23 protein-coding genes and 1 other annotated feature are annotated in these 26,047 nt (G+C 28.8%); of the genes, 9 read left to right on the forward strand and 14 right to left on the reverse strand.

All coding sequences use genetic code 11. The features are described 5' to 3' along the window. Positions 1-11 precede the first annotated feature (11 nt). Both OIF33_RS03945 and pdaB read right to left on the reverse strand, forming a co-directional pair. On the reverse strand, positions 12-668 hold the full coding sequence (locus OIF33_RS03945) for a single-stranded DNA-binding protein (RefSeq protein WP_322502921.1): 657 nt from the start codon (positions 666-668) through the stop codon (positions 12-14). A gap of 116 nt (positions 669-784) precedes the next feature. After that, positions 785-1,561, reverse strand: a complete 777-nt coding sequence (pdaB, locus tag OIF33_RS03950) for a polysaccharide deacetylase family sporulation protein PdaB (protein ID WP_322502922.1) — start codon at positions 1,559-1,561, stop codon at positions 785-787. Positions 1,562-1,668: 107 nt separating this feature from the next. Between pdaB and OIF33_RS03955 the strand changes: the two genes are divergently transcribed. From OIF33_RS03955 to OIF33_RS03965, 3 genes are all read left to right on the forward strand, one after another. Next, entirely contained in the window at positions 1,669-2,199 is a 531-nt protein-coding gene (locus tag OIF33_RS03955) for a DUF4364 family protein (protein WP_322502923.1), read from the forward strand. Between the two features lie 65 nt (positions 2,200-2,264). After that, positions 2,265-3,371, forward strand: a complete 1,107-nt coding sequence (locus OIF33_RS03960) for an AI-2E family transporter (RefSeq protein ID WP_322502924.1) — start codon at positions 2,265-2,267, stop codon at positions 3,369-3,371. A gap of 170 nt (positions 3,372-3,541) precedes the next feature. Next, positions 3,542-4,942, forward strand: coding sequence for an LCP family protein (locus OIF33_RS03965; RefSeq protein WP_322502925.1), 1,401 nt, complete (start codon positions 3,542-3,544; stop codon positions 4,940-4,942). Positions 4,943-5,014: 72 nt separating this feature from the next. Here the strand turns inward: OIF33_RS03965 and trhA are convergent, their stop codons facing one another. Next, entirely contained in the window at positions 5,015-5,656 is a 642-nt protein-coding gene (gene trhA / locus OIF33_RS03970; RefSeq protein ID WP_322502926.1) for a PAQR family membrane homeostasis protein TrhA, read from the reverse strand. A 125-nt stretch (positions 5,657-5,781) separates the two neighbouring features. Between trhA and OIF33_RS03975 the strand changes: the two genes are divergently transcribed. Next, on the forward strand, positions 5,782-6,276 hold the full coding sequence (locus tag OIF33_RS03975) for a cupin domain-containing protein (protein ID WP_322502927.1): 495 nt from the start codon (positions 5,782-5,784) through the stop codon (positions 6,274-6,276). A 137-nt stretch (positions 6,277-6,413) separates the two neighbouring features. Here OIF33_RS03975 and OIF33_RS03980 read toward each other — a convergent pair whose 3' ends face one another. The 3 genes from OIF33_RS03980 to OIF33_RS03990 form a co-directional block, all read right to left on the reverse strand. Continuing rightward, positions 6,414-7,988, reverse strand: coding sequence for a ClC family H(+)/Cl(-) exchange transporter (locus tag OIF33_RS03980; RefSeq protein WP_322502928.1), 1,575 nt, complete (start codon positions 7,986-7,988; stop codon positions 6,414-6,416). 112 nt (positions 7,989-8,100) lie between these two features. Further along, positions 8,101-9,423 carry a folylpolyglutamate synthase/dihydrofolate synthase family protein gene (locus OIF33_RS03985; protein WP_322503253.1) on the reverse strand — a complete coding sequence of 441 codons (1,323 nt, stop codon included), beginning with the start codon at positions 9,421-9,423 and terminating at the stop codon, positions 8,101-8,103. A 488-nt stretch (positions 9,424-9,911) separates the two neighbouring features. Further along, positions 9,912-12,554 (reverse strand): valine--tRNA ligase, encoded by a 2,643-nt coding sequence (locus OIF33_RS03990; protein ID WP_322502929.1) that lies wholly within the window; start codon positions 12,552-12,554, stop codon positions 9,912-9,914. A gap of 133 nt (positions 12,555-12,687) precedes the next feature. Beyond that, positions 12,688-12,902: a binding site (T-box leader), on the reverse strand. A 157-nt stretch (positions 12,903-13,059) separates the two neighbouring features. On the opposite strand from OIF33_RS03990, the gene OIF33_RS03995 reads away from it, so the two are divergent. Then, entirely contained in the window at positions 13,060-13,410 is a 351-nt protein-coding gene (locus OIF33_RS03995) for a tetratricopeptide repeat protein (RefSeq protein WP_322502930.1), read from the forward strand. An 81-nt stretch (positions 13,411-13,491) separates the two neighbouring features. Here OIF33_RS03995 and OIF33_RS04000 read toward each other — a convergent pair whose 3' ends face one another. The 3 genes from OIF33_RS04000 to OIF33_RS04010 are packed head-to-tail and all read right to left on the reverse strand — an operon-like array spanning position 13,492 to position 16,558. Next, positions 13,492-14,664: a transglutaminase-like domain-containing protein gene (locus OIF33_RS04000; protein WP_322502931.1), complete on the reverse strand. Its 1,173-nt coding sequence runs from the start codon at positions 14,662-14,664 to the stop codon at positions 13,492-13,494. Between the two features lie 5 nt (positions 14,665-14,669). Beyond that, positions 14,670-15,308, reverse strand: coding sequence for a recombination regulator RecX (recX, locus tag OIF33_RS04005; protein ID WP_322502932.1), 639 nt, complete (start codon positions 15,306-15,308; stop codon positions 14,670-14,672). Positions 15,309-15,313: 5 nt separating this feature from the next. Continuing rightward, entirely contained in the window at positions 15,314-16,558 is a 1,245-nt protein-coding gene (locus tag OIF33_RS04010; RefSeq protein ID WP_322502933.1) for a pitrilysin family protein, read from the reverse strand. Positions 16,559-16,711: 153 nt separating this feature from the next. Between OIF33_RS04010 and OIF33_RS04015 the strand changes: the two genes are divergently transcribed. Together OIF33_RS04015 and OIF33_RS04020 are read left to right on the forward strand one after the other, a co-directional pair. Continuing rightward, positions 16,712-17,383 (forward strand): response regulator transcription factor, encoded by a 672-nt coding sequence (locus tag OIF33_RS04015; protein ID WP_322502934.1) that lies wholly within the window; start codon positions 16,712-16,714, stop codon positions 17,381-17,383. Then, positions 17,383-18,906, forward strand: a complete 1,524-nt coding sequence (locus tag OIF33_RS04020) for a HAMP domain-containing sensor histidine kinase (RefSeq protein WP_322502935.1) — start codon at positions 17,383-17,385, stop codon at positions 18,904-18,906. The genes OIF33_RS04015 and OIF33_RS04020 overlap by 1 nt, the downstream gene beginning before the upstream one ends. 49 nt (positions 18,907-18,955) lie before the next feature. On the opposite strand, the gene ymfI is transcribed toward OIF33_RS04020, so the two are convergent. The 3 genes from ymfI to glyA form a co-directional block, all read right to left on the reverse strand. Beyond that, positions 18,956-19,702 carry an elongation factor P 5-aminopentanone reductase gene (ymfI, locus tag OIF33_RS04025; RefSeq protein WP_322502936.1) on the reverse strand — a complete coding sequence of 249 codons (747 nt, stop codon included), beginning with the start codon at positions 19,700-19,702 and terminating at the stop codon, positions 18,956-18,958. Positions 19,703-19,808: 106 nt separating this feature from the next. Continuing rightward, on the reverse strand, positions 19,809-20,771 hold the full coding sequence (locus OIF33_RS04030) for a dipeptidase (RefSeq protein ID WP_322502937.1): 963 nt from the start codon (positions 20,769-20,771) through the stop codon (positions 19,809-19,811). Between the two features lie 187 nt (positions 20,772-20,958). After that, the gene (gene glyA, locus OIF33_RS04035; RefSeq protein WP_322502938.1) at positions 20,959-22,191 is read right to left on the reverse strand and encodes a serine hydroxymethyltransferase; all 1,233 of its coding nucleotides are present in this window, start codon (positions 22,189-22,191) and stop codon (positions 20,959-20,961) included. 179 nt (positions 22,192-22,370) lie between these two features. Between glyA and OIF33_RS04040 the strand changes: the two genes are divergently transcribed. Beyond that, positions 22,371-23,141, forward strand: a complete 771-nt coding sequence (locus OIF33_RS04040; protein WP_322502939.1) for a threonine/serine exporter family protein — start codon at positions 22,371-22,373, stop codon at positions 23,139-23,141. Then, positions 23,142-23,660, forward strand: a complete 519-nt coding sequence (locus OIF33_RS04045; protein ID WP_322502940.1) for a threonine/serine exporter family protein — start codon at positions 23,142-23,144, stop codon at positions 23,658-23,660. Positions 23,661-23,677: 17 nt separating this feature from the next. Here OIF33_RS04045 and OIF33_RS04050 read toward each other — a convergent pair whose 3' ends face one another. Together OIF33_RS04050 and aspS are read right to left on the reverse strand one after the other, a co-directional pair. Further along, complete coding sequence (locus OIF33_RS04050) at positions 23,678-23,950, reverse strand: metal-sensitive transcriptional regulator (RefSeq protein WP_322502941.1); 273 nt, start codon at positions 23,948-23,950, stop codon at positions 23,678-23,680. Positions 23,951-24,238: 288 nt separating this feature from the next. Then, positions 24,239-26,032, reverse strand: coding sequence for an aspartate--tRNA ligase (aspS, locus tag OIF33_RS04055; RefSeq protein ID WP_322502942.1), 1,794 nt, complete (start codon positions 26,030-26,032; stop codon positions 24,239-24,241). Positions 26,033-26,047: the final 15 nt, after the last annotated feature.

A 26,047-nucleotide genomic window follows, 5' to 3' on the forward strand; every position in this document is an offset into this window, starting at 1 on the left:
TGGCATTTTTATTAAGATATTTCTTCACCAGAATCAGTTTGTTCTATTTCATCACTTACTTTTTCCATTTTAGAAATTGAAACTTCATATGCTATTTTCTTAATAACTTCTGTTTCAGATATTTTCTTTTGATATTCTCTACTTTGAAGTCTTCCCCAGATTCTTATGTTATCCCCTACGTCTAATGTTTTACAGAATCTTGAGTTTCTTCCCCATGCTATAGTTGGTATATAGTCTGACTTGTTATAAGATCTATTTACAGCTAATAATAAATCAGCAATTTCTCTTCCAAATGGAGTTGTTCTATAAATTGGTTCTTTACAGATGAATCCATCTAAGAAAATTTCATTAGGATTCTTGCTTCTTTCATCGCAGTATTCTATATTTCTTGCGAAAACTGTTAAGATAAGCTTATTATTTCCATCTATAAATTTGTTGTAACTTCTTAATTGTCCTTCAACAATTACATCTGTCCCTACTTTTAGATCCATTGTTGTTATTAATCTCTCTGATACAGTAATATTTAATAAGTCCTTTGAATCGCTTAACCTCATAACCTCTAAATTAAATGTATAGAACCCCTCTCCATACATTTCATGACTGAACTCTAGTTCTGATACTACAGTCCCTTCTAAATAAATTTTGTTGTTTAACATTAAATTATCCATTTTAACCTAAACCCCTCTCCCCATTAGTGTTTAATCATATAAGTTTAATATGTTTTTTTATATTTATCTGTATATCTAATAACTATTTCCATTATAATACATTTTGTTCAACGATTTCAACTATTATTTTGTTTCTGTTTAATTAACAATTGTTTTCCATTGTCATCTATTTCGTAACTATTTTCATATATTATTTCGCTTACCTTTACAAACTCATATCCATCCGCCTTTAATTTAGGTATAATTTCCTTTAAGTTGTCTACAGTATATTTACCATCATTATGATATAAAAGTATGGAACCACTTTTCACATTATTCATTACCCTTTTAAATTCTTTTTCCTTACTTTCTCCTTTCCAATCTACACTGTCAACATCCCATTGTATGCTTTTATACCCCAAATCCTCAATAAACTGTAAATTTTCCCCTCTATACGAACCACTAGGAAATCTAAACAAATTAGTTTTTATTCCTATTTCATTTTTTATAATATCTTCAGTCTTTTTGACCTCTTCAATAATTCTCTCTTTTCCTATATTCTTGAAATCTGGATGGGAATAACTATGATTACCTATTTCATGACCTCTTTTATTTATCTCTATTAACTTTTCTTTATTCCCCTCAGGATATATTATCCACTTTCCCATTACAAAAAATGTAGCTTTTATATTATTTTCATCTAGTAAATCTAAAATTTCATATATATGTTCTTTTTCTGCCCAATTTACATCAAAAGTAAGTGCTATTTTTTTATCATCTCTTTCTACAGAATAAATAGGTATCTTTCCTTTAGCAAAAACACTAATAGTTAAGGTAAATATGGTAATAATAACAATTAAAGTAATCTTAATACCAAAACTTTTATCAATAAAAAACTTATTAGTACATCTCAAGGTACTCACTCCTTAATCTTTAATATTAATCAAATAACTTTATTATCTTAAAACATATATGGTATAATAGGATTATTATTTCAAAACAGTTATGGAGGAAAACATAAATGTATGATAACACATTAGAACTAGCCGAGAATAAATTACTTCTTTTATATATAATAAAATCAATAAAATACCCTATATCTAATACTCAGTTAACAGATATAGTCTTAGAAAATAGCTTTATAAATTACTTCATGTTACAGCAATATGTATCTGAATTAATTTCTTCTGAGTTTTTAAAATATGAAACTCAAGATAATAATAAAGAAATTTTAGTACTTACTTCCAAAGGAGATAAGGTCTTGTTCTTCTTTAAGGATAGAATATCTCCAAATAAGCTAAAACTTATAGATGGCTATGTGCGTAAGCATGTTGAAAAAATAAAAAAAGAATTAAGTATATCTGCTGATTATACAGTTGGTGAAGATAGTTCCTTCATAGTAAATCTTAAAGCAATAGAAAATAATACTATAATAATTGATTTAAATGTAAGTGTTCCTTCCAAAACTGAAGCTAAAGCTATTTGTAGCAAATGGCAAAGCAATTCTTCTGATATATACAATAAGATAATTCATGCTCTTATAGAAGATTAATAATCCTGCTATTATTATTAGCAAAAATCAATATAAAATTTATATACTTTAGGGGGAAATTACAATTGTTTAAAAAACATAATTTTCACTTTAATTGGCTCCCACTAATATTAATATCAACAGTTTTAATAATGTTAATTTTTAATATTAGAGGCATATTTAGTGAAGGGATTCAACCTTTTTTATCAGTTATAACACCATTTTTTTGGGCTTTTGGAGTAGCCTACTTAATAAATCCTCTTATGATGTTAATAGAGAGAAAATTTAAACTTAAGAGGGCTTTTTCATTAATAATAAGTTATATTTTAGTTATAATTTGTGTTTACATATTGATCGTTATTATTGTTCCTACAATAATCAATAGCGTATCAGAATTATTTAGTAATATTTCGGAATATGCTTCTTCTGCTGAAGAGTGGATTAATAACAGCTTAGCAAGTATGAATATTCCATTAGATTTAACTCATCTGAATACTTCTGCTGCAGAATTTATTTCTAAAACATCAGCATTATTATCTACTATATTTGGAGGAGTATTAACTCAAACTTTAAAGATAACTTCATCCGTTGTAAAATTTGTTTTCGGATTCATAATATCCATTTACATGTTGATGGATAAAGAAACTTTAATTTCAGGTTGTAAAAAAATTATAATTGCTGTTATGCCTTCTGAAAAATCATCAAGACTTTTTATTAGTTTTATGGGTCAGGCTCATACTGTATTCAGTAGATTTATAATAGGTAAAATTATAGATTCTCTTATAATTGGAGTTCTTTGTTATATAGGATTATTCTTAATGGGAAGCCAATATGCAGTACTTATTGCATTCATAGTTGGATTAACAAATATGATTCCATATTTTGGACCGTTCATAGGAATGATTCCAGCATTTTTATTAACACTTATTGTTCAACCATCTCTAGCAATATGGGTTCTTCTATTCATATTCATCCTTCAACAATTTGATGGTTGGTATTTAGGACCAAAAATACTTGGAGATCAAGTTGGAGTTTCTCCACTGTTTATAATATTTGCAGTTACAGTTGGTGGCGGACTATTTGGTGTTTTAGGAATGTTCTTAAGCGTTCCTATAATAGCATTAATCAAAATATACACTGAGAAATTTATTGAATATAGATTAGAAATCAAAAAACAGGACCTTAGTTCTTAAAGGAACCTTGTATTAAAAGGGATATACATTTTGTATATCCCTTTATTATTTAACTAATTGTTAATAATTTTTTAAATATGATGTTAAATTACCAATATTATGTTATTATTAAATACATTAAGTTTTGACAATTATTAAAACGTTTAAATAATCATTGAAAGGAAGTACTTATGGATAAAAAAAAGCGCTTTAATTTTAGTAATAAACAGAAAATAACTCTTTTTTCTTTATTAGCTATTCTAGCTTTAATAATTTCTGTAGGAGGCTTTTTTGTTTTTAGATTTTATAATCACTCTTATGAGGCCAAAAACGATCCTGCAAAAGTTAATGTTGTAGATGAAGATATTAAATTTACAGAGGTTCCTGGTATCACCAATATTCTTTTACTTAGTAGCGATGCTAGACCTGGTGAAGATGTCTCTAGGTCTGATTCAATAATGATATTAACAATAGACAATATTCATAAAAAATTAAAAGTAACTTCTCTAATGAGAGATATGCTAGTAGAAATAGATGGTCATGGTGAAGAAAAATTAAATCATGCCTTTGCTTATGGTGGTCCAACTAAAACTATTGAAACTATTCAGAATAACTTTGGTATAAAGTTAGATAACTATGTTATAGTAGATTTTAGTGGCTTTGTTAAAGTAATAGATGCTATAGGTGGAATTGAAGTTACTATAAAAGATTATGAGTTAGATGAACTTAATAAATATATTATAGATGGCGGTGGGTCAGAAAAAGATTTACTTCCCACCCCTGGCACATATAACCTTAATGGATATCAAGCATTATCTTACGCTAGAATACGTAAGGTTGGTGATGGAGAATATGAAAGAACTGAAAGACAAAGAGCTGTTATCCAGCTTGCTTTAGAAAAAGTTAAGGATATGTCTCCTGTTAAACTTGTTGCTTTACTTAATGAGTTATTCCCATATGTAAAAACTAATATTTCCTTGGGAGATGCTATGAATTATGGTTTCACAGCTTTAAATGTAGGAAAGCAATGTAACTTTGAAATAGAACAATTTAGAATTCCTCTAGATAGTATTTCTAAAGGCGGAATAATTGATAATAAGGGTTGGGTATTTGTTATAGATACGGTTGAAACATCTAAGGCTCTTCAAGAATTTATCTTTAATGATAATAAAGATTATGAGCCTGATACTAGTAATTTTAATTCAATTATAGACAAATGTTTTAATAGCTATGATATAAAAGATGATACTTCTCACCCTGATTATGAGTATATACCTAATAGCAATACAAATGGTAACTTTGAAAATAACAAAAAATCTAGTTCAAATAACAACAATAATTCAAATTCCAGTAATAATTCCAGTAATAAAGTAGAAAAACCTACTAATAAACCAAATACAGATAATGGTTCTAATAAACCTACTACTCCTGAGAAGCCTAATATACCAGTAGAGCCGGAAACTCCTCAGGAAAAACCTGCTACTCCACCTACTACTGGAAGTGGAAATGAAAATAATAATAATTCTTCAGATAATTTATCAAATGGGGAAAACCAATCTTCTGATAATGTAAATACAGAAAATAATACTTAATCTAATTAATAAAGAGCTGTATAAAAACTAAGTTTATTAACATAAGTTTTTATATAGCTCTCTTTTTATAATTTAAAGATATAATATTACAGAAAAGAAATGACTTACACTTCCTCCTATTACAAACAAATGCCATATAGCATGATTGTATGGCATTCTATCTAAAACAAAGAATATACATCCTAGCGTATAAAATAATCCACCTATAGCAAGCCATAATATAGCCATATGTGGCACTGCATTCCATAAATCCTTAACAACGAACAAAACAGCCCATCCCATAAATATATATAGTAATGTAGACAGCTTTTCAAACTTATTTATAAAGAAAGTTTTAAAGGCTATACCTAGTATTGTAATAACCCAAATCATAATAAATATTGCCATTGCCTTTTTATTATCTCTTAAGCATACTAAAACATATGGTGTATATGTTCCCGCTATTAAAAGATATATAGATGAATGATCTATTATCCTAAGAACTCTCTTTGCCCTTTTATTAGGAATACTATGATATAAAGTAGATCCTAAATACAATAGCACTAAAGTTATCCCAAATATAGTGAAACTTATTATCTTATAAATATCTCCACTTAGGGATGAAAAAACTATAAGTAAAACTGCTCCTGCAACTGCTAATACTGCTCCAATACCATGTGTTATAGCATTAGCAATCTCTTCTCCGGTAGTATAAAAGTCTAATTCTTCATTCAATGCTTTTAATCCCCCTTTATCATATTATTTCATATATTTCTTATTAAAAGTTATATTTGTAATTATACCATTTATGATTTATTATTAAACCATAATTTATAAATTTATTTGAAAGGTGAATTAAAATGAGTTACTTAGCTGATTATTTTATAAAATCATTAGACATGACTTCTCATCCTGAAGGTGGATATTTTAAGGAATCATTTGTTTCTGATAGTAAACTTGCTCCAAATACATTACATATAAACGAAGAAAGATATCTTTGGACTAGTATATACTTTCTTTTAAGAACTGGTGAGGTTTCTAACTTTCATAGATTAAAATCTGATGAAATGTGGTATTTCCATGCAGGAGAGCCTTTAACTATTTACATGATAAGCCCAGAAGGAGAACTTATAGAAAAGCAACTAGGATTAAACATAGAAAAGGGAGAATCTCCTCAAGTTTTAGTTCCTAAAGACTATATCTTTGGTTCTTCTATGAATAGAAAAGGCTTCTCTCTTGTAGGCTGTATGGTCGCTCCTGGCTTTAACTTTAAAGACTTTGAATTATTTGAAAGAGAAGATTTACTTAAGAAATATCCAAAACATAAAGAAATAATAGAAAAACTAACTAGATAAAAGAATAAGGAGCTGTATCAAAAGTAATTTAAAATAAAACTTATAAATATCTTCAGATAATTACTATATATTATCTGCATACTATTTATAAGTTTTATTATTTAAAGTTTTGATACAGCTCCTTTATGTATTTAGTATTAGTCACTCTTTAAACACATATCACAAGAAGCTTTTTTAGAAAGTTCATCATAATATTGAGATTCATCTGACTTACTAAAAATTATTTCTAATACATCTCCTGCTTGAATTTGTACTTCTCCATTTGGAATTATCTCTTTTGATTCTCTATAAATTGTTATTACTAGACTCTCTTTAGGCCATTTTACATCTTTTATATATTTTCCCTCTAATTCTGATCCTATTTTTACTTCAAAATCAAAAACTACTTTTTTCTTTACTCCTTCGTTAAGTTTTATATTCATTTTTCTTAATAATCTCTCTAATAAACTTTCATATATAGGTTTATTATTAAGCATATCAGAAACTAAGTATGCAACTGTAACTGTTATTGCTATAGGTAAAAGATGTTTAAGAGTACCTGTCATTTCTGTTATAAGCATTAATCCGGTTATAGGTGCTTTAACTATAGATGCAAATTGTGCAGCCATTGCTAAGACTATAAAGTTAGTTATTAAAGAGCTATCTATTCCAAAATACTTATTTAAAGCTAACCCATATATTGCTCCAACTAAAGCTCCTAAAGCTAATAACGGGAAGAATATTCCTCCTGGTACTCCAGATGAATAACTGAAGAAGGTAAATATAAATTTTATTACTAAAATTAATATTAATAATTTTATTGCTATTCCACCACTTATCACATTTTCAATTAATGAGTTTCCTCCATCAATTACCTGTGGTATAGTTAATGCTAAAATTCCAGTCATAATAAAAGGAATTATTGGTTTAAATTGTACTGGTATAAATTTTAAAGTTTTCTCATAAAAATCTTGTGTTTTTAAAAGTCCTTTATTAAATACACATCCAGTTAAGCCTAATATAACACCTAATATTAATAAAGTCCAATAATATTTTATTGGCAATGTATCTACCGTTGGAATTTGTATGGTAAACTGGTTTCCCAAAATAAAATTATCTATGAAAACACCAGTAAGCGAAGCTGATAATGCTGCTAACATTACAGGTAATGAAAAACTTCTATGAACCTCTTCAAGAGCAAATATAGCTCCTGATAAAGGTGCATTAAATATTACTGCAAGGCCAGAGCTTGCTCCCCCTGTTATAAGTAATCTTTTTTCAAAATCACTTCTTTTAAATATGTTAGCAAAGCCTTCTCCAATAGCGGCTCCAATTTGAACAGAAGGTCCTTCTTTACCTAATGAAAGGCCAGATGCCATACATATTATTCCTCCAATAAATTTATCTCTAAATACCTTTATCCAATTAATAGTTATTTTACCGCTGAGTTCTCCTTCAACCTGTGGAATACCACTTCCCCCTATCATTGGGTTATTCTTAACTATTAGACCAACTATATATGCCAATAATATAAGAACTAAAAATAAAGGTATCATAAATTTTGGATTATCTCTTGTATATGAATATACTTTATTAAACCAATCCATACCAAAACCTATAATAATCTTGTATATCATTATTATGATACCAACAATTAAACCTACAATTATTCCTTGTATTATTATTTTAAACTCTAAATTATTTAAACCTTTTATCTCTTTATCTATATCCATATTTAACCACATCCATAAACATTTTATGAATAAATTATATACCTTTTGTTAATAAAGATTCAAATTTATTAAATGCTATTTATCCAGTTAAATCTACTTTATCTACTTAAGTCTAGTACTTTATACTTCTTAAGAAAGTATTCTCCTTATTCCTTATGGCTTTTCTCATATCACCAACCATATACAGTGAACCACAAATTAACAATAAATCTTCCTTTTCTGTAAGACTATAAGCTTTTTCATAAGCTTCTCTATAATCTTTAAATTTAAAGGCTTCCTTACCACGACTTTTTATTTTCATATATAAGTCATCAATATCCTCTGCTCTATCACTATGTGGCTCTACAACAACAACTTTGTTAACTTCTGTTGTTATTTCATCTACCATATCTTCAACTTGCTTATCTCCTAGAACCCCTAAGATTAGCGTTATGTTCTTGAAATTAAAATACTTATCTATACTATTTCTTAAATTTTTTATTCCATCTATATTATGAGCTCCGTCTATTACAACTAAAGGCCCCTCATTTAATACTTCCATTCGTCCAATCCATCTTACTCTTCTCATTCCATTCTTAATAGCATCATCACTTATATTAACTCCATTTTTTCTTAAATTTAATAAAGTTCTTAATGCTACTAGGAAATTCTTTACTTGATGATCTCCAAGTAAAGCTAATTCTATTTCAAAAGTTTCATCATCCATTGAAACTTTAATTTTCTGAATATATTTTTGTTTATCTATAGTTACATTTTTTATATCATCAATATCTATTACTTCTAAATTACAATTTAATTCTTTACATTTTTTTTTGATTACCTTTAATGCTTTCTCTTCCTGTGTATAGGATACAACTGGAACACCAGCCTTTATTATGCCACATTTTTCTCCTGCTATTTCTTCTATGGTATTACCTAGAATATTCATGTGATCTAAACTTATTGAAGTTAATACAACTATTTCTGGTATAACTACATTAGTTGCATCTAATCTACCACCTAAACCAACTTCTAAAACAGCATAATCAACTTTTTTCTTTGAAAAATAGTAAAACATTAAGGCTGTTATTATTTCAAATTGAGTTGGACTTTCATATCCAAGATCTACTACCTTATCAATAGCTTCCTTAACATCTTCCATAAACAAAGCTAAATCATCTTTTTTTATATTTTCTCCATTAATTTGTATTCTCTCTTCAAACTCTTCTAAATAAGGAGATGTGTACATTCCAACCTTAAACCCAGCTTCTTTTAAGACTGAGCTTATCATAGCAGTAGTTGATCCCTTACCATTTGTTCCCCCAATATGTATAAACTTAGTATCCTTATGTGGATTTCCTAAAAACTCTAGAACTTTTTCTATTCTATCTAATCCTAAATTCATTCCAAATCTTGATGCAGTAACAATATACTCCATAGCTTCATCATAATTCATCATACCTATAGCCCTCCTAAATATAATAATAGAGTGTGTATCAAACTAACCCATTAAAGTTAATTATCAACACACTCTCTATTTTTAGCTAATATTTATTTTTTAACTAGAACGGAAAGAACATCTTAATGAGTAATTAGTATTTCATTTCCTATTAGCAGAAATACTAAGATTCAAAATACTTTTCATCAAGTATTTCTAAGCTACTAGATAAATTCGACTAAAATTAATAGTAAGCTAACGCTTCCTATTAATTAAGTCTCATTTTATCTATGTAAGAATAATAGCGTTAAGAGGCTTCTTCTGTTTTTCTTAGGAATACAATCTCACAAAAGTTCGATTGCATAAGTTCAAGATACCAAATTAAAAATTTGGACTTTCACTTAAGTTTAGAAGTCTTAGCTATTATTCTGGAATAGATAATAGCAATACTTTACGAAATTAAGTAGTTCTTGAAGTCTAGTAAAAAATAAACAACTTGCTAAAAACTATTTTAAAGCGTCTATTCTTTCTAGAACAGCTTCTAACATTTCTTTATATTTAACACCTTTTGCTTTTTCTTCATTAACAACAGCCTCAGGTGCTTTGCTTACGAATCTTTCATTAGAAAGTTTCTTTTCAACTCTTAAGATTTCTCCCTCAAGTTTAGTTTTCTCTTTGTTTAATCTTTCTAATTCTTTTTCTCTATCAACTAGATCAAGTAATGGTAAGAATAATTCTCCACCTTTAACAACTACTGATACTAAGTTATTATCTAAGTTATCTTTGTTATCTAAGAAAGTAACTTCTGATGCAGATGCAAGCTTTTCTAAGTAAGCTCCACCATTTATGAATGCATCTTTAGCCTCTTCTGAAGCATAAGCCATAACCTTAGCTTTTCTTGAAGGTGGTACGTTCATTTCAGCTCTTAAGTTTCTTAATGATCTTATAGCTTCCATTATGAATGTCATATCCTTCTCAGCTTTTTCATTATTTAAAGCTTCATCATATGTTGGCCACTCTGCTATAGTGATTGACTCAGTTTCAGTACTTAAGTGAGTATATATTTCCTCAGTTATGAAAGGCATTACTGGGTGTAATAATTTTAATCCTGTATTTAATACAGTGTAAAGTACATTAAATACTACTCCCTTAGCTTTTTCATCATTACCATATAATACTGGCTTAACTAATTCTATATAGTAATCACAGAACTCTGTCCATAAGAAATCATGTACTTTTTGAAGAGCTATTCCTAACTCGTATTTTTCCATATTTTCTGTAACTTCTTTGATTAATGAGTTCATTCTTGATAATATCCATTGATCTGCTAAGCTGTATTCTTTGCAGTCTTTGTATTTATCCATAAGCTCTCTGTCTAAGTTCATCATAACGAATCTTGAAGCATTCCATATCTTGTTAGCAAAGTTTCTTGCAGATTCAACTCTTTCAGGAATGTATCTTATATCATTTCCTGGAGCATTTCCTGTTACTAACATGAATCTTAAAGCATCAGCTCCATATTCATCTATAACTTCTAATGGGTCAACACCATTTCCTAATGATTTACTCATTTTTCTTCCTTGAGCATCTCTTATGATACCGTGAATTAATACTGTATCAAATGGAGTTTCTCCCATGTTATGAATACCTGAGAATATCATTCTAGCAACCCAGAAGAATATTATATCGTATCCTGTAACTAATGTTGAAGTTGGATAGAAGAACTCTAAATCATCAGTTCTATCTGGCCATCCTAAAGTTGAGAAAGGCCATAAAGCAGAACTGAACCAAGTATCTAGAACGTCTTTATCTTGTTCTATGTTTTCTGATCCACAGTTACAGCACTTAGTTGGATCTTCTAACTCAACCATAATTTCTCCACAATCTTGACAGTAGAATACTGGTATTCTGTGTCCCCACCATAATTGTCTTGAAATACACCAATCTTGAATGTTTTCCATCCAGTTGAAGTAAGTTTTTTCGAATCTTTCTGGAACGAATTTAGTTCCTTTATTTCTAACAACTTCTATAGCAGGATCCGCTAATGATTGCATTTTTACATACCATTGTTTTGATATGATTGGCTCAACAACTGTACCACATCTATCATGAGTACCAACATTATGAGTATGAGGTTTTATCTTAACTAATAATCCTAACTCTTCTAAGTCAGCAACCATTTGTTTTCTAGCCTCATATCTGTCTAAGCCTTTATATTTTCCACCTAAGTGATTAATTACACCACTATCATCCATAACTCTTATTTGTGGTAAGTTATGTCTCTTACCAACTTCGAAGTCGTTAGGATCATGGGCTGGAGTTATTTTAACTGCTCCTGTTCCGAATTCTACATCAACATAGTCATCAGCAACTACAGGGATTTCTCTATCAGTTAAAGGTAATTTTAACATCTTACCTACTAAATGAGCATATCTCTCATCATTTGGATTAACTGCAACAGCAGTATCTCCAAGTAAAGTTTCTGGTCTTGTAGTAGCTATTTCTAAGAATTCATCTGAACCAACTACTGGATATTTTATATGCCAGAAGTTTCCTTCTTTTTCTTCATACTCTATTTCAGCATCTGATAAAGCAGTTTGACACTTAGGACACCAGTTAGTTATTCTATTTCCTTGATATATTAAATCTTCTTTATATAATTTAACGAATACGTGTCTTACAGCCTTACTTAAGTTTTCATCCATTGTGAAAGCTTCTCTTGTAAAGTCTGCTGAGCACCCCATTTTCTTAAGCTGCTCTCTTATTCTTTCTCTGTATTCATCTGTCCATTCCCAAACTTTTTCTAAGAAAGCGTCTCTTCCCATTTCTTTCTTATAAAGACCTTCTTTTAAAAGTTCATTTTCAACTTTAACCTCAGTTGCTATACTAGCATGGTCTTGTCCTGGTAACCATAAAGTGCAATATCCTTGCATTCTCTTAAATCTTATAAGCATATCTTGAAGTGTATTATCAAGTGCATGACCTAAGTGTAATTTACCAGTTATATTTGGTGGTGGCATGATTATAGTGTAAGGTTTTTTACTCTTATCTATTACAGGAGTAAAGTACTTCTTTTCTTGCCAATTGCTATAAAGTCTTTCTTCAAACTCTTTAGGATTATACGTTGTAGAAATATTTTTATTATCCATTAGACTAACCTCCTTAAAATTCAAACACAGTTATGTATTTATTTAAAACACTCCAAAAACTATCTTGAAATGTCTTTTAGCGATTATTTTTAATTTAAAAGTAATTTTGGGCAATAAAAAAAGCCCTCATCCATAAAAGGACGAAAACTCGCGGTACCACCTTTTTTCCCTCAAAATAAGGGCTCTCAAAAACTAACGACTGAAATTGCCGTCTTTGATTACTTTAATAATTTCACCAAAGAAACTCAAAAGCTACCTTCAAGATATCAAACTTAGAAATCTTACACCCAAGGATTTCCTCTCTTAAAAGTTTTTCCTACCTTTACTCCTCTTTATCACTGTTTATATCACTATTCAAATTATAAATATATCTTATACCATTATTTTAACCTATGTCAAGGGAGTCTAATCAAATATATATATAAAATTTATAATATTTTCATCCTATGAATATTATTCCAAAATAAGTTAATAATTAAAATAGATATTTTCTAGGAGGTCAAAAATGAGTAATTTTTCTAAAGGTAACGAATTATACAACACTAGAAATTATTCTGATGCCATAAATTATTATAAAAAAGCCTTAGATAATGATGAATGCAAATGTCATAGCTATTATAATGCAGGTGTTTGCTACATAAAATTAAAGCAATATGAAAAAGCTATTGAAATGATTAATAAAGCTTTAGAGCTTCATCAAGACTCAAAGTACTTTTTTAATTTAGCCTATTGCTATTCAATGATAAATAATAATCCTAAAGCTTTAAGATACTTTAATTTAGCTTGGGCATTAGATAATGCAGATAACGACTGCGGAAAAGCTATAGATTTAATCCTATCAAAGCTTGAAAAATAACATTATACTCCTAACCCGATTCACTTTAAAATTATAAATTATCCCAACAAAAATAACCAAGCATTTTGCTTGGTTATTTTTTTACCACTCACCTATTATTTTGGCATTTCTATGTGAATCATTATTTTTTCTACTATCAAAATAGTTGCCGGCTTTTCCAAAGGTTGTATCAACAGTTATCCATTCATTTTTATCTGGTAAATAAACCTCATTCCATGAATGTGGTCCCCATTCTTTGCCGTTAAAGCCTTCTCCTGTTACCATCCTAACCTTTAGTCCAGCTTCTCTTGCCATGGCAACATAAAGACATGAATAATCAAAGCATATACCACTTCTAGTTTCAAAAGCTTCAATAGCACCAGACTTATACTTTGATGGTTCCTTACTTATATTTTCAGCTTTATTATCATCATAATTAATATTTTCGCTTATCCAAATATATATTCTTTTAGCTTTTTCTCTATCATTCTTTGCATTTTTAGTAAGTTCTCTAGCTTTTTCATTAATAGCTTCATTTGATTTTATACCTTGTTCTAGAGTTACTCCATTATAAAGATTTATAACATTACTATTATTTTCAACCACTTTTTCATTAATAGGTTCTTTATTGCTTTCCTCTGTAAATACATTTTTACTTATAGCATCTTTATATTCATCATGAAAAGCCTCATATTCTTTATTTAAAGCAGCATAATACTTATTATTGTTTATTATCTCATAAGCCTTTGAATTTAAAGTTAGCTTTTCCATTTTATTTCCTAAAAATCCGTTACTTCCTAAGATTACAATAACTAAAGCACTTATTGCCATATAGAAAATAGACTTTGGTATATTCATTATTAAAGCTGCACTTTTTCCAAAATTCTTTCCTCTTCTAGACTCTGCTTTTTTAAGCCATCTCAATATTGGATTTATAATAATCAAATTAAATATAATAAGTATAAATCTTACCACAAAATAAAGTACAAGTGTAAGAACCAATACTATTAATATTATTATCACCTGTGGTGATATATTAAATTTTGATATAAGAGAATTAAAATCCACTACAATAATAGAGAACATTCTTTCTATTATATCTACTTTCTTTATTACTATAAAACTTAAATATAAGGCTGAGAAGAATGCTATATATCCCCCTAGTTCCTCAATGCTATGCTTTATCTTAATAATATTAAACTTTCTTTTGTAAGCAACTATTAATGGCAGTATAAAAGAACAAACTATAATTATATCTACTAAGTTGAAATTCATTTTACCTACTCCATATATTCATTATTTGTTAATCTTCTGACTACACTATTACAACAGTCATAGTCATATCCCTTAGATAAAAGAAATCTAAATAATTTTTGAGATAATTTATATTTATCACTTTCTTTTTTCTTTAGTATATTATATTTTTTTTCTGCTAATTTAAAAGCAGTATCATTTTCATCTTCTTCATCAACATTAGATAACTTATCTAATAGTATTTCTTCACTAATGCCCTTTCTTATAAGAGCATATTTTATTTTATTTCTTCCTTGGGTTCTAAGTCTATCTTTTATATACATTTCTGCATATTTTTCATCATTTAAAAGATTATATTCCTTTAAGAAGTCTATAGCTTTTCTAATTGTATCCTCTTCAAAGCCTCTTCCTAAAAGTTTATCCTTCAATTCTTTTTCTGTTTTATATGTTTTTTCAACTGTTCTAAGTGCTGAATTCTTGCATTTTATGAACTCATCTTCTTTTACTATTTCCTTAATGGATTCAACATCTATTACAACATCTTTTTGTATTCCTTGCTTATAGATAAGTTCAGCATCACAAGCAAAAGTAAACACTTCATCTACATAAACATTTACCCTGTTTGTATTTCTCTTTTGAACTTCTATACTTGTTATTTTTCCCATTTTATCTACTCCATTGGTTTTAATATGTGTATAGTAGGATCGTTTAAGTATTTATCACAAACCCTATATATATCATCAACGGTCATCTTCTCTAGTTCTTCCATACTATCTATAAATTCTGTTATATCTTTTCCCGCCAAACTTTGTACTAGAACATACCCACAAAGACTACTACAATCTTCTAAAGTAGAAACAACTCCAGTCTTATGAGTTTTCTTCATCATACAAAGCATATCTTCATCAAAATTTATAACTTTATTTTTTATATCATCAATAGCTGTATCTATTACATCTATTACTTCATCTATTGATTCTTCTCTAACGGAAGTAAAAATATTCATTGTATTAACATTTTCATCTAAATCCATCTGACTATAAACATCATAAGCTAAACCACGTTCTTCTCTAAGTTCTCTAAATAATATTGAGTTTGAGCTTTCGCCTAATTTATAGCTTAATATTTTTAATGGAAGCTTATCCTTTTCTTCAACTTCTTCAAAAGTATAAAGATAAGTAACAGTCCCTTGTTCAACTTGAGATTTATATGTTGTTTTTGTTATTGGTTTATTTTTTTCTTTTATTATCTTTGCTTTCTTATGACAAGTTCCTTCCCATTTTCCAAAGAAATCTAAAATTATCTTTTGCATTTGTTCATGACTAAAAGCACTAACTGTTACAATGACACAGTTATCTGGAGTATAATATTTCTTATAAAAATCATAAACCTGCTTTCTTTTAAAGCCTTTAACATGTTTTTCTGTTCCTGCTATGGAATTTCTAAGAGCAGATTTATCAAAAGCGTATTCATGAGCTCTACTTAAACTTAAATCCTCAATATCATCCTTATCGCTTCTTATTTCTGATAAAACAACTCCCTTTTCTTTTTTCATTTCTTTTTCATCAAAGGAAGAGTTTAAAATCATATCACTTAATAACTCTATGCCCTTTTCAAATTCTTCATCTAAACAATTAACGCTATATACTGTTGATATATAATCTGTATATGCATTATAATCTCCACCTAAAAATTCTAATTCTCTATTTAATTCTTCATTACTTCTATTTTTTGTTCCTTTAAAAAGCATATGTTCAACAAAGTGACTCATACCTAATTCTTTTTCATCTTCATATAAAGATCCTATATTAACTCCAATATTTATAGAAGCTAATCTCGTATCCTTTTTTATTGTTATAACTTTTAACCCATTGGGTAAAATAATGGTATTTTCATCAAATGTCCATCTTTTCATTAAAAACTCCCCTAAAATTATTTATATAAACCTTAACTTTAATTATATAATATTAAATCCCTTGTAAAAACAAAATAAAATTAAACGTAAAGCTGTTTTCATTGTATAATATTAAGTAAGTTAAAACAATATTTTTTAAAGGTTGGTGGTTATATGAATAAAACGGTACTTATTGTAGAGGATGAAATACGTATAAGATTTCTTGTAAGAGATTACTTTAAAAAAGAGGGATTTAACGTATTAGAGGCTTCTGATGGTGAAGAAGCTCTTAGGGTATTTTCTGAAAATATAGTTGATTTAGCAATATTAGATATAATGATGCCAAAATTAGATGGTCTTGCTGTTTGTAGAAATATAAGGGAAGTTTCCAATACTCCTATAATATTATTAACAGCTAAAAGCCAAGAAGAAGATAAACTTTTAGGCTATGAACTTGGAGCTGACGATTATATGACTAAACCTTTTAGCCCTAAAGTCTTATTGGCAAAGGCTAAAGCACTGTTAAAAAGAACTGGTAATTTAAATGATAAAAATATTTTAGACTTTAATGGACTAACCATAAATAAACTTTCTCACGAAGTAAAATTAAATGGAGAAGAAATTCTACTTTCTCCTAAGGAATATGATTTACTTATTTACCTTTCTTCTAATGAAGGTATAGCACTATCTAGGGATAAGATATTGGATAATGTTTGGGGATATGATTACTTTGGTGATATAAGAACAGTTGATACAAATATAAAAAGACTTAGAGAAAAATTAATGGATAAATCTAATTACATAGCTACTGTTAGAGGAAGTGGCTATAAATTCGAGGTGAAATAGTGAAGAAAAGTATTTCAAAACGACTATTTATTATAACCTTTGGTATAATAATATTTTTAACACTATTTACTATGTTATTTCAAATGACATTTTTCCAAGAATTTTACTTTAAAAGAAAAAGTGCTGACTTAAGTAATGCAGTTTTAAAATTTAGAGCTCTTTACTCTTATGATATAAAAAATACTGGCTCCTTATATAATGCTTTAAGTTTTTTTGAGTTAGAAAATAATGCTAAAATAGGTATTTATTCAGTTGACAGTACCCCTAAATACCTTCCTAATACTGATAATCAGAATTCAGAAGCATCTGATTTATTAAATGATATATTCAATGAATTATATAGCGATCCTAAATTTGCTAAAACACTTTTGAACTCAGATTCTGGAGTAACAACAGTTTTTAATAGTAGAAAGTATGCCACAAAATACATTGTTTATATGGCTCCTTTCTCCTTCAATTCTAAGAATGATTCTATTATTATAGCAATAACCTCATTCCAACCAATTGAAGAAGCAAGTGTACTAATAAAAGATTTCTATAAATACATAATTATAATTGTTCTTATAATTGGATTAATTTTATCTTATGTATTTTCAAACTTAATTTCAAAACCTCTAGTTAAGTTAAATAAATCTGCTAAGAAGATGAGTGCTATGGATTTCTCTGAAAAATGTAATATTAATCGAGAAGATGAAATAGGCAGTTTGGCAAAAACCCTAAACTTTTTGTCAAAAAATCTTTCTAATGCCCTAGAGGATTTGAAAATTAAAAATAAGAAACTAGAAGAAGATATAGAAAAAGAGAGAGAATTAGAAAAACTTAGAAAAGATTTCATTGCAGGAGCCTCTCATGAACTTAAAACTCCAATAGGAATAATTTCTGGTTATGCTGAAGGTATAAAAGATGGAATAGTTGATGATAATGACAGAAGCGTCTATTTAGACATAATAATAGATGAAGCTGAAAAAATGAATAAATTAGTTATGGATATGCTTGAACTTTCAAAGCTTGAGGCAGGTAAAATTGATCTACATCTTATAGACTTCTCTCTTATTGACCTTACTGAAGAAGTTCTAGTAAAAAATGCTGTTGATATAAATAACAATAATTTAACTGTCATAAAGAACTATTCTCCTGATGAAGATTTCTATGTTGAAGGAGATGACTTTAAAATTGAACAGGTTCTAACTAATTTTGTGACTAATGCTATAAAATATTCAGAACCAAATAATCAAATAATAATAGACATAAAACCGATTGAAGAAAATAAAATTTATTTCTCTATTGAAAATACAGGTGCACACATTCCTGAAACAGAATTAAGTAAAATTTGGACTCAATTCTATAGGGGAGATAGCTCAAGAAATAGATGTGCTAGAAGTACAGGTCTTGGATTATCTATAGTTAAAAATCTTCTTCAAGCTCATGGAAGTGAATTCGGTGCTATGAATACAGAAAATGGAGTTAAGTTCTACTTTACATTAAAAAGCTCTAAAGAAGTAGATATAATAGAAGATGTTTAAAATAAAAGACTATTATGGAAACATAATAGCCTTTTTATATCTAAATTTTTTATAGCATACCACCATCAACAGTTAATATTTGTCCTGTTAAATATGATGAATCATCTGATCCTAAAAACACCGCTGTTCTTCCTACTTCTTCAACCTCACCAAATCTATTCATAGGTATTTCTTCTTCCAAACTTTCTTTTTCTTCCTGACTAAGCCATGAATTCATCTCTGTATTTATAACTCCAGGTGCTATACAATTAACTCTTATCCCCCACGGTGCAATCTCTTTAGCTAAAGCCTTAGTAAATAAATTTACTCCTCCTTTAGTTGTTGAATATAAAACCTCACAGGAAGCTCCTACATTTCCCCATATTGATGATATATTTATAATTGATGCATTTTTTCCTTCCCTTAATAAGTCAATAGCATCTCTTGTAAGCTTCATAGCTCCTATTAAATTAACATTCATAATAGAATCTATTTCCTCATCACTTGCATCCATAAATAATCCTATTTTTGATATCCCAGCATTATTAACTAATACATCAAGCTTACCAAATTTATTTTTAATAGTACTTATTATATTATTTCTCTCATCCTTATTTGTTACATTTCCTCCGAGAACCTCTCCTGTTCCCTCTAATTTCTTAATCATATTTAATGTTTCTTTGGCACCATCTAAATCACTATTATATCCAATTAAAACAAAAGCCCCTTCTTTTCCAAATTCCTTTGCTATTCCTCTTCCAATTCCCTTTGAAGCCCCTGTTATATAAACTATCTTACCTAATACTTTTTTCTCCATTAATCCTTCATCCTTTTCTTCACAAATATTAAAATCTCTCAAGAAGTTGTATAAAAATAACTTAATAAAGTTTTGATACAACCTATTTTATAATTGAATTATAAAATTATCTTAAAACATCTCTTATTATTCTCTTTGCATTTTTATAGAATATCTTTTCTATTTCATCCTCTTTAAAACCTGCTTTTTCTAAAGCATATAAAAGTAATCCCATTTTACTTGAATTAGTAATTTCAACCTCATTTTCTATTCCATCAAAATCAGAGCCTAACCCAATAACATCTATTCCCCCAATATTTCTTATATGCTTTATATGTCTAACCATATCATTTATCAAAGCTAAATCTGAATCATTTCCTTCTGTTTCTTTTAAGAAGGCATTACAAAAATTTATTCCTGTTAATCCTCCCTTATTAGCTAAAAGTCTAATCATATAGTCTGTTAAGTTTCTACTATGACCTGTTTGAATTCTACTATTAGAGTGAGATGCTATTATAGGATCTTTTGAATATTTTATAACATCATAAAATCCGCCATCTGAAAGATGAGATACATCAATTAACATACCCAATCTATTCATCTCTTCTACAATTTCAATTCCTCTTTTAGTAAGTCCATTATCTTTATATTTAAATTTATAATTTGGATACCCTAAATCATTTATATAATTCCATGTTAATGTTATCAAAGAAACTCCCTCGTTTTTAAATTCCCTTAACTTTTCAACTTCTCCTCTAAGAGCATCCCCTTCCTCAATTGTAATAAAGCCTCCTATCTTATTTTCTTTTTCTGCATTTTCTAAATCCAATATATTTCTACATAAAACTATATCCTTTGAATTTTCTTCAAACTCTTTTTTTAAATTTTCTAACATTCTTTTGCAATAATTATAAGTGTCTTTAGTGTACTCTTTGTCTATAAATAAGGCAAAAAACTGTGCTAAAGCTTCTCCCTCTCTTAATTTCTTTATATCAACTTTTAAATCATTTTGAAAAAGCTTTTTATTTCCTTGAAGCATAAGTGATGCTGTATCACAATGAAAATCTATAAATTTCATAAAAATCTTCATAGGTAATTTTCCTATGAAAGTTCACCTCTTTCATCTAACTAGTATAATTTTATTCACAATATAAAATATATCAAAAATCTCTCTTTTTTTAAATTATTGCCTTGTACTAATATTATTATTTAAAAATTAAAGCCATGTTACAAATTTTAATTGTAACATGGCATATAAATTATCTATTATTTACTTATTAATATAAAGGATATTTATCACATAAAGCTTTAACTCTAGATTTTAATGGCTCTAAATCCCCATCTTTTTGTTCAATAGCATCGTTTATTATAGACGCTATTTCTCTCATTTCTTCTTCTTTAAATCCTCTAGTTGTTATAGCAGGTGTTCCTATTCTAACTCCACTAGTAACAAATGGGCTTCTTGTTTCATTTGGTACAGTATTCTTATTTAAAGTTATTCCTATACTATCTAAAAGAATTTCTGCATCCTTACCTGTTATATCTTTATTAGTTAAATCAACAAGTATTAGGTGGTTATCAGTTCCATTTGAAACTAACTTAAATCCATAAGATTCTAATGCCTCTGCTAGAGCCTTTGAATTTTTAACAACCTGCTCCATATATGTTTTAAAACTTGGTTCTAATGCTTCTTTAAAACAAACGGCCTTACCAGCTATTATGTGCATTAAAGGACCACCTTGAATTCCTGGGAATATATTTTTATCTACTGCCTTTGCAAACTTTTCTTTACAAAGTATTAATCCTCCTCTTGGACCTCTTAAAGTCTTGTGAGTTGTTGATGTTACAAAGTCAGCATAAGGAACTGGTGATGGGTGTAATCCTGTTGCTACAAGACCTGCAATATGAGCTATATCTACCATTAAATAAGCTCCTACCTCATCAGCTATTTCTCTTAAAGTTTTAAAATCTATAGTTCTTGAATATGCACTAGCTCCTGCTACTATTAATTTAGGTTTATGTTTAAGAGCTAATTCTTTTACAGTTTCATAATTTATCATTTCAGTTTCTGGATCAACACCATATGATACGAAATTAAATAATCTACCTGAGAAGTTAACTGGTGAACCATGAGTTAAGTGACCTCCATGGCTTAAATCCATTCCTAAAACAGTATCACCTGGCTCTAATATTGAGAAATAAACAGCCATATTAGCTTGTGATCCTGAGTGTGGTTGTACATTAGCGTGTTCAGCCCCAAATAATTTTTTTACTCTTTCTCTTGCTAAGTCTTCAACCTCATCAACTACGTGACAGCCACCATAGTATCTTTTTGAAGGATAACCTTCTGCATATTTATTAGTTAAATATGATCCCATAGCCTCCATAACAGCTTTGCTAACAAAGTTTTCTGAAGCTATAAGTTCTATACTATTTTCTTGTCTTTCCTTTTCTTTTTCAACAAGATGTGCTATCTGTTCATCTTCTTTTTGTAAATTTTCAAAATTCATTTTCTTCACCCCAAACGTAAAATATATATTAACTATTATAAATTTATTAATTATTTTTATCAATAGAAAATAATTTGTTTGTAATATGATTAAACTAATATGAGTTTATATATCTTATTTTAACTTTTCATATGTTATAATTACTGTATTGATTATAAATTTACATAGGGGCGGATAATATGGATTTTGACAAGGTATTACATATTGCAACTTTTGCAGGAAGAATAATACTAGAAAGTGGTGGCGAAACCTATAGAGTTGAGGAAACTATATGCAGAATTTGTGCTGCTTATGGAGTTCGATATGCAGAGAGTTTTGTTACTCCAACGGGAATTATGGTTTCTGTATATGACGAGAATAATTATACAACTACATTAGTAAAAAGAGTTACTAATAGAACTGTCGATTTACAAAAGGTTCACTTAGTAAATTCACTTTCAAGAAGTATTTATACTGAAAAGTATTCTCTTGATGAGGTTCTAGAAAAATTAATAGATATAGACGAAAACTGCCCTAAGTATGATTTTAAAACTATCCTAATATTTTCAGCCTTAGGTGCAGCCGGGTTTACTACTATCCTAGGTGGTAATCTTGAAGATTGTTTAGTTTCTTTTTTTGTTGGAATGTTTGTAAAAATAGCTACTTTTAAAGCTGGTGAACTAGGAATAAATGCCTTCTTTATAAATACTTTAGGTGGAGCTATTGCAGCACTTCTATCCTTGATAGCATACAGCCTAGGCGTTGGTAGTAATTTAGATACAATGATAATAGGTAGTATCATGTTATTAGTTCCTGGTTTATCTATTACTAATGCTATTAGAGACACAATTGCTGGAGATTTAATATCAGGACTTATAAGAGCTGCAGAGGCATTTTTAGTTGCTGTTTCCATAGCTGTTGGAACTGGTATGGTAATGAGTATTTGGATTTACTTTGGAGGTGGTATATAATTGGTTTTAATCAAAGAAGTTTTAGCTACTTTTATAGCCACTATTGCTTTTGGAGTATTATTTAATATACATGGCAAAAATTTATTTTTTGCTGGAATAGGCGGTGCTATAGGATGGCTAGTATATAAGATATGCTTATATTGTGGATTAAGTGTTATATTGTCAATGTTCTTTTCAGCCATTGTATTTAGTGCTTACTCTGAAATATGTGCAAGAATTTTAAAAACCCCTGTGACAACAATCGTTGTTTGTGCTTTGATTCCTCTTGTACCTGGAAGCGGTATGTATAATACTATGTTTGAAGCAATACAAGGTGATGCAATGTCTACTTGGAATCAAGCAATAATGACAATTTCATCATCAGGAGCCTTAGCCTTAGGAGTTTTATTTGTCTCTACAATTACTCGTTTAATAAATACTAGAAAAAAACATTACACCCATGGTTCATTGAACCCTAAAAATATTTTACTATTTAAAAAATTAAGAAATAAAAAAAATATAAACTTTAAAAAGAAATAGACCACATTGGTGGTCTATTATTTTATGAAACTATTTAATGTCTTTATTAATTGTTCTAAGGAAGCTAATTCTTCTTCATTTTCTTCTCCTATGCCCATACAATTTCTAGCATAATTTTCTATAAGAAGAACTCCAACTTTGTTTATAGCGGCTCTTATGGCAGATATTTGAGTTAATACATCTCTACAACAAGTATCCTTATCCACCATCCCTTGAATTCCTTTAACTTGACCCTCGATTTTTCTTAATCTTACTAATATATCTTTTCTTAAAGCTTCATTATCATTCAAATTTTACACCTCATACAATTATAATAATTTACTATATAATATTTTTAATGTATATTATTATTTCATATTAATTACTTAATATACATTAATTTTTCCCTGAAAGTCAATAAAAATAGCAATCTAAAATCAAGATTTACATTTTTAACTGATAAGTTCATAAAAACTTTTACTTTTAAAAGTTTAAGTTTTGATTTTTACCACCTATATAAATTTTACTAAAATTAGCGTGAGTAAAAACCCACGCTAATTAAGCTTAATTTATTATCTCAAATTTAGATTGCTCAAAAATTATTCTGCCGTATCTTCTTTCTTTATTGTTTCAATTCCTAATTCTTTTAATTGTTCTTCATCTACTATATTAGGTGCTTCAGTTAAATAACAGAATGCATTTTGGTTTTTAGGGAATGTTATAACGTCCTTAATATTTTCAGTTCCCGCTAAGAACATTATCATTCTATCTAAACCGAAAGCTAATCCGCCGTGTGGTGGTGGTCCAAATTTAAATGCTTCTAATAAGAATCCAAATCTTTCCCAAGCTGATTCTTGAGTAAATCCTAATACTTCAAACATTTTTTCTTGAAGTTTAGTATCATGTATTCTTATAGATCCTCCACCTAACTCTTCTCCATTTAATACTAAGTCATAAGCTTTAGCTCTAACTCTTCCTGGATCAGTATCTAAATATTGAATATCCTCATCCATTGGCATTGTGAATGGGTGATGAGCAGCAAAGTATCTTCCTTCTTCTTCATCATATTCAAGAAGATCAAATTCTGTTATCCATGTGAAGTTAAATTCACTCTTATCTTTAACTAAGTCAAATTTTCTTGAAAGCTCTAATCTTAATTCTCCTAAAGCTTTAAGAACTACTGAGTTCTTATCTGCAACTATTAGAATTAAATCTCCTGTTTTAGCTCCCATAGTTTCGATTATTTTATTTAATTCCTCTTCTGAGAAGAATTTAGCTATTGGTGATTTAACACCTTCTTCTTTTAATTGAATCCATGCTAATCCTTTAGCTTTGAAAGTCTTAACGAATTCTCCTAATCTATCGATATCTTTTCTTCCCATAGAAGCTCCGCCTTCTAAGCATAAACCTCTAACAGAACCACCATTAGCTACAGCATCTGTGAATACTTTAAATCCACATTCTTTAACAACATTACTTAAGTCTGTTATTTCCATTCCAAATCTTAAGTCTGGTTTATCTGAACCGTATTTTTCCATAGCATCTTTAAATGTCATTCTCTTTATTGGAGTTTTTACATCAACACCTAAGACTTCTTTAAATACGTGTTTTATTAATCCTTCATTTAAAGCCATAACGTCATCTTGTTCAACGAATGACATTTCTAAGTCAACTTGAGTAAACTCAGGTTGTCTGTTAGCTCTTAAGTCCTCATCTCTAAAACATTTAACAATTTGGAAGTATCTGTCAAATCCTGATACCATTAATAATTGTTTAAATAATTGTGGTGATTGAGGTAATGCATAGAACATTCCTGGATAGTTTCTTGATGGAACAAGGTAGTCTCTAGCTCCTTCTGGAGTTGACTTTGTAAGTATTGGTGTTTCCATTTCTAAGAAACCATTTTTATCAAGATAATCTCTTATTGCTTTAGTTGTTTTATGTCTTATCTTGAAGATGTTTTGCATATCTGGTCTTCTTAAATCTAAGTATCTATACTTTAATCTAATGCTTTCTGCAGCATCTAAATCTTCTTTTATATATATTGGAGGAGTATCTGATTCAGATAAAATCTTTAATTCCTCAGCTTTTAATTCAACCATTCCTGTTGGCATGTTTGGATTTACTGACTCTCTCTTAACTATTTCACCTGTTACAGCGATACAATATTCAGGTCTTATTGATTTTGCTTTTTCTAGGATTTCTTCTCCTAAATCATCATTAAATACAACCTGTAAAATTCCTTCTCTATCTCTTAAGTCTATGAATTGAAGACCTCCAAGATTTCTGTTTCTTTGAACCCAACCCATTACGGTTACTTTTTGTCCAATGTGACTTTCTCTAGCTTCGCCACACATTATGTTACGCTTTAAGCCATTTAAAGCTTCACCCATTTTAATTCTCCTCCT

The organism is Clostridium sp. LIBA-8841 (genome assembly GCF_034439435.1).
In the GTDB taxonomy this organism is placed as follows: domain Bacteria; phylum Bacillota; class Clostridia; order Clostridiales; family Clostridiaceae; genus Sarcina.

Bases quoted from the DNA above. Each gene is read 5' to 3' on its own strand.
- OIF33_RS04015 (WP_322502934.1), top strand. From the start codon at position 16,712: ATGAATAAAACGGTACTTATTGTAGAGGATGAAATACGTATAAGATTT.
- OIF33_RS03965 (WP_322502925.1), top strand. From the start codon at position 3,542: ATGGATAAAAAAAAGCGCTTTAATTTTAGTAATAAACAGAAAATAACT.
- aspS (WP_322502942.1), bottom strand. From the start codon at position 26,032: ATGGGTGAAGCTTTAAATGGCTTAAAGCGTAACATAATGTGTGGCGAA.
- OIF33_RS03955 (WP_322502923.1), top strand. From the start codon at position 1,669: ATGTATGATAACACATTAGAACTAGCCGAGAATAAATTACTTCTTTTA.
- OIF33_RS03975 (WP_322502927.1), top strand. From the start codon at position 5,782: ATGAGTTACTTAGCTGATTATTTTATAAAATCATTAGACATGACTTCT.
- OIF33_RS04040 (WP_322502939.1), top strand. From the start codon at position 22,371: ATGGATTTTGACAAGGTATTACATATTGCAACTTTTGCAGGAAGAATA.
- OIF33_RS03980 (WP_322502928.1), bottom strand. From the start codon at position 7,988: ATGGATATAGATAAAGAGATAAAAGGTTTAAATAATTTAGAGTTTAAA.
- recX (WP_322502932.1), bottom strand. From the start codon at position 15,308: ATGGGAAAAATAACAAGTATAGAAGTTCAAAAGAGAAATACAAACAGG.
- OIF33_RS03995 (WP_322502930.1), top strand. From the start codon at position 13,060: ATGAGTAATTTTTCTAAAGGTAACGAATTATACAACACTAGAAATTAT.
- glyA (WP_322502938.1), bottom strand. From the start codon at position 22,191: ATGAATTTTGAAAATTTACAAAAAGAAGATGAACAGATAGCACATCTT.
- OIF33_RS04000 (WP_322502931.1), bottom strand. From the start codon at position 14,664: ATGAATTTCAACTTAGTAGATATAATTATAGTTTGTTCTTTTATACTG.
- OIF33_RS03990 (WP_322502929.1), bottom strand. From the start codon at position 12,554: ATGGATAATAAAAATATTTCTACAACGTATAATCCTAAAGAGTTTGAA.
- OIF33_RS03945 (WP_322502921.1), bottom strand. From the start codon at position 668: ATGGATAATTTAATGTTAAACAACAAAATTTATTTAGAAGGGACTGTA.
- OIF33_RS03985 (WP_322503253.1), bottom strand. From the start codon at position 9,423: ATGAATTATGATGAAGCTATGGAGTATATTGTTACTGCATCAAGATTT.
- ymfI (WP_322502936.1), bottom strand. From the start codon at position 19,702: ATGGAGAAAAAAGTATTAGGTAAGATAGTTTATATAACAGGGGCTTCA.
- OIF33_RS04010 (WP_322502933.1), bottom strand. From the start codon at position 16,558: ATGAAAAGATGGACATTTGATGAAAATACCATTATTTTACCCAATGGG.
- OIF33_RS04030 (WP_322502937.1), bottom strand. From the start codon at position 20,771: ATGAAGATTTTTATGAAATTTATAGATTTTCATTGTGATACAGCATCA.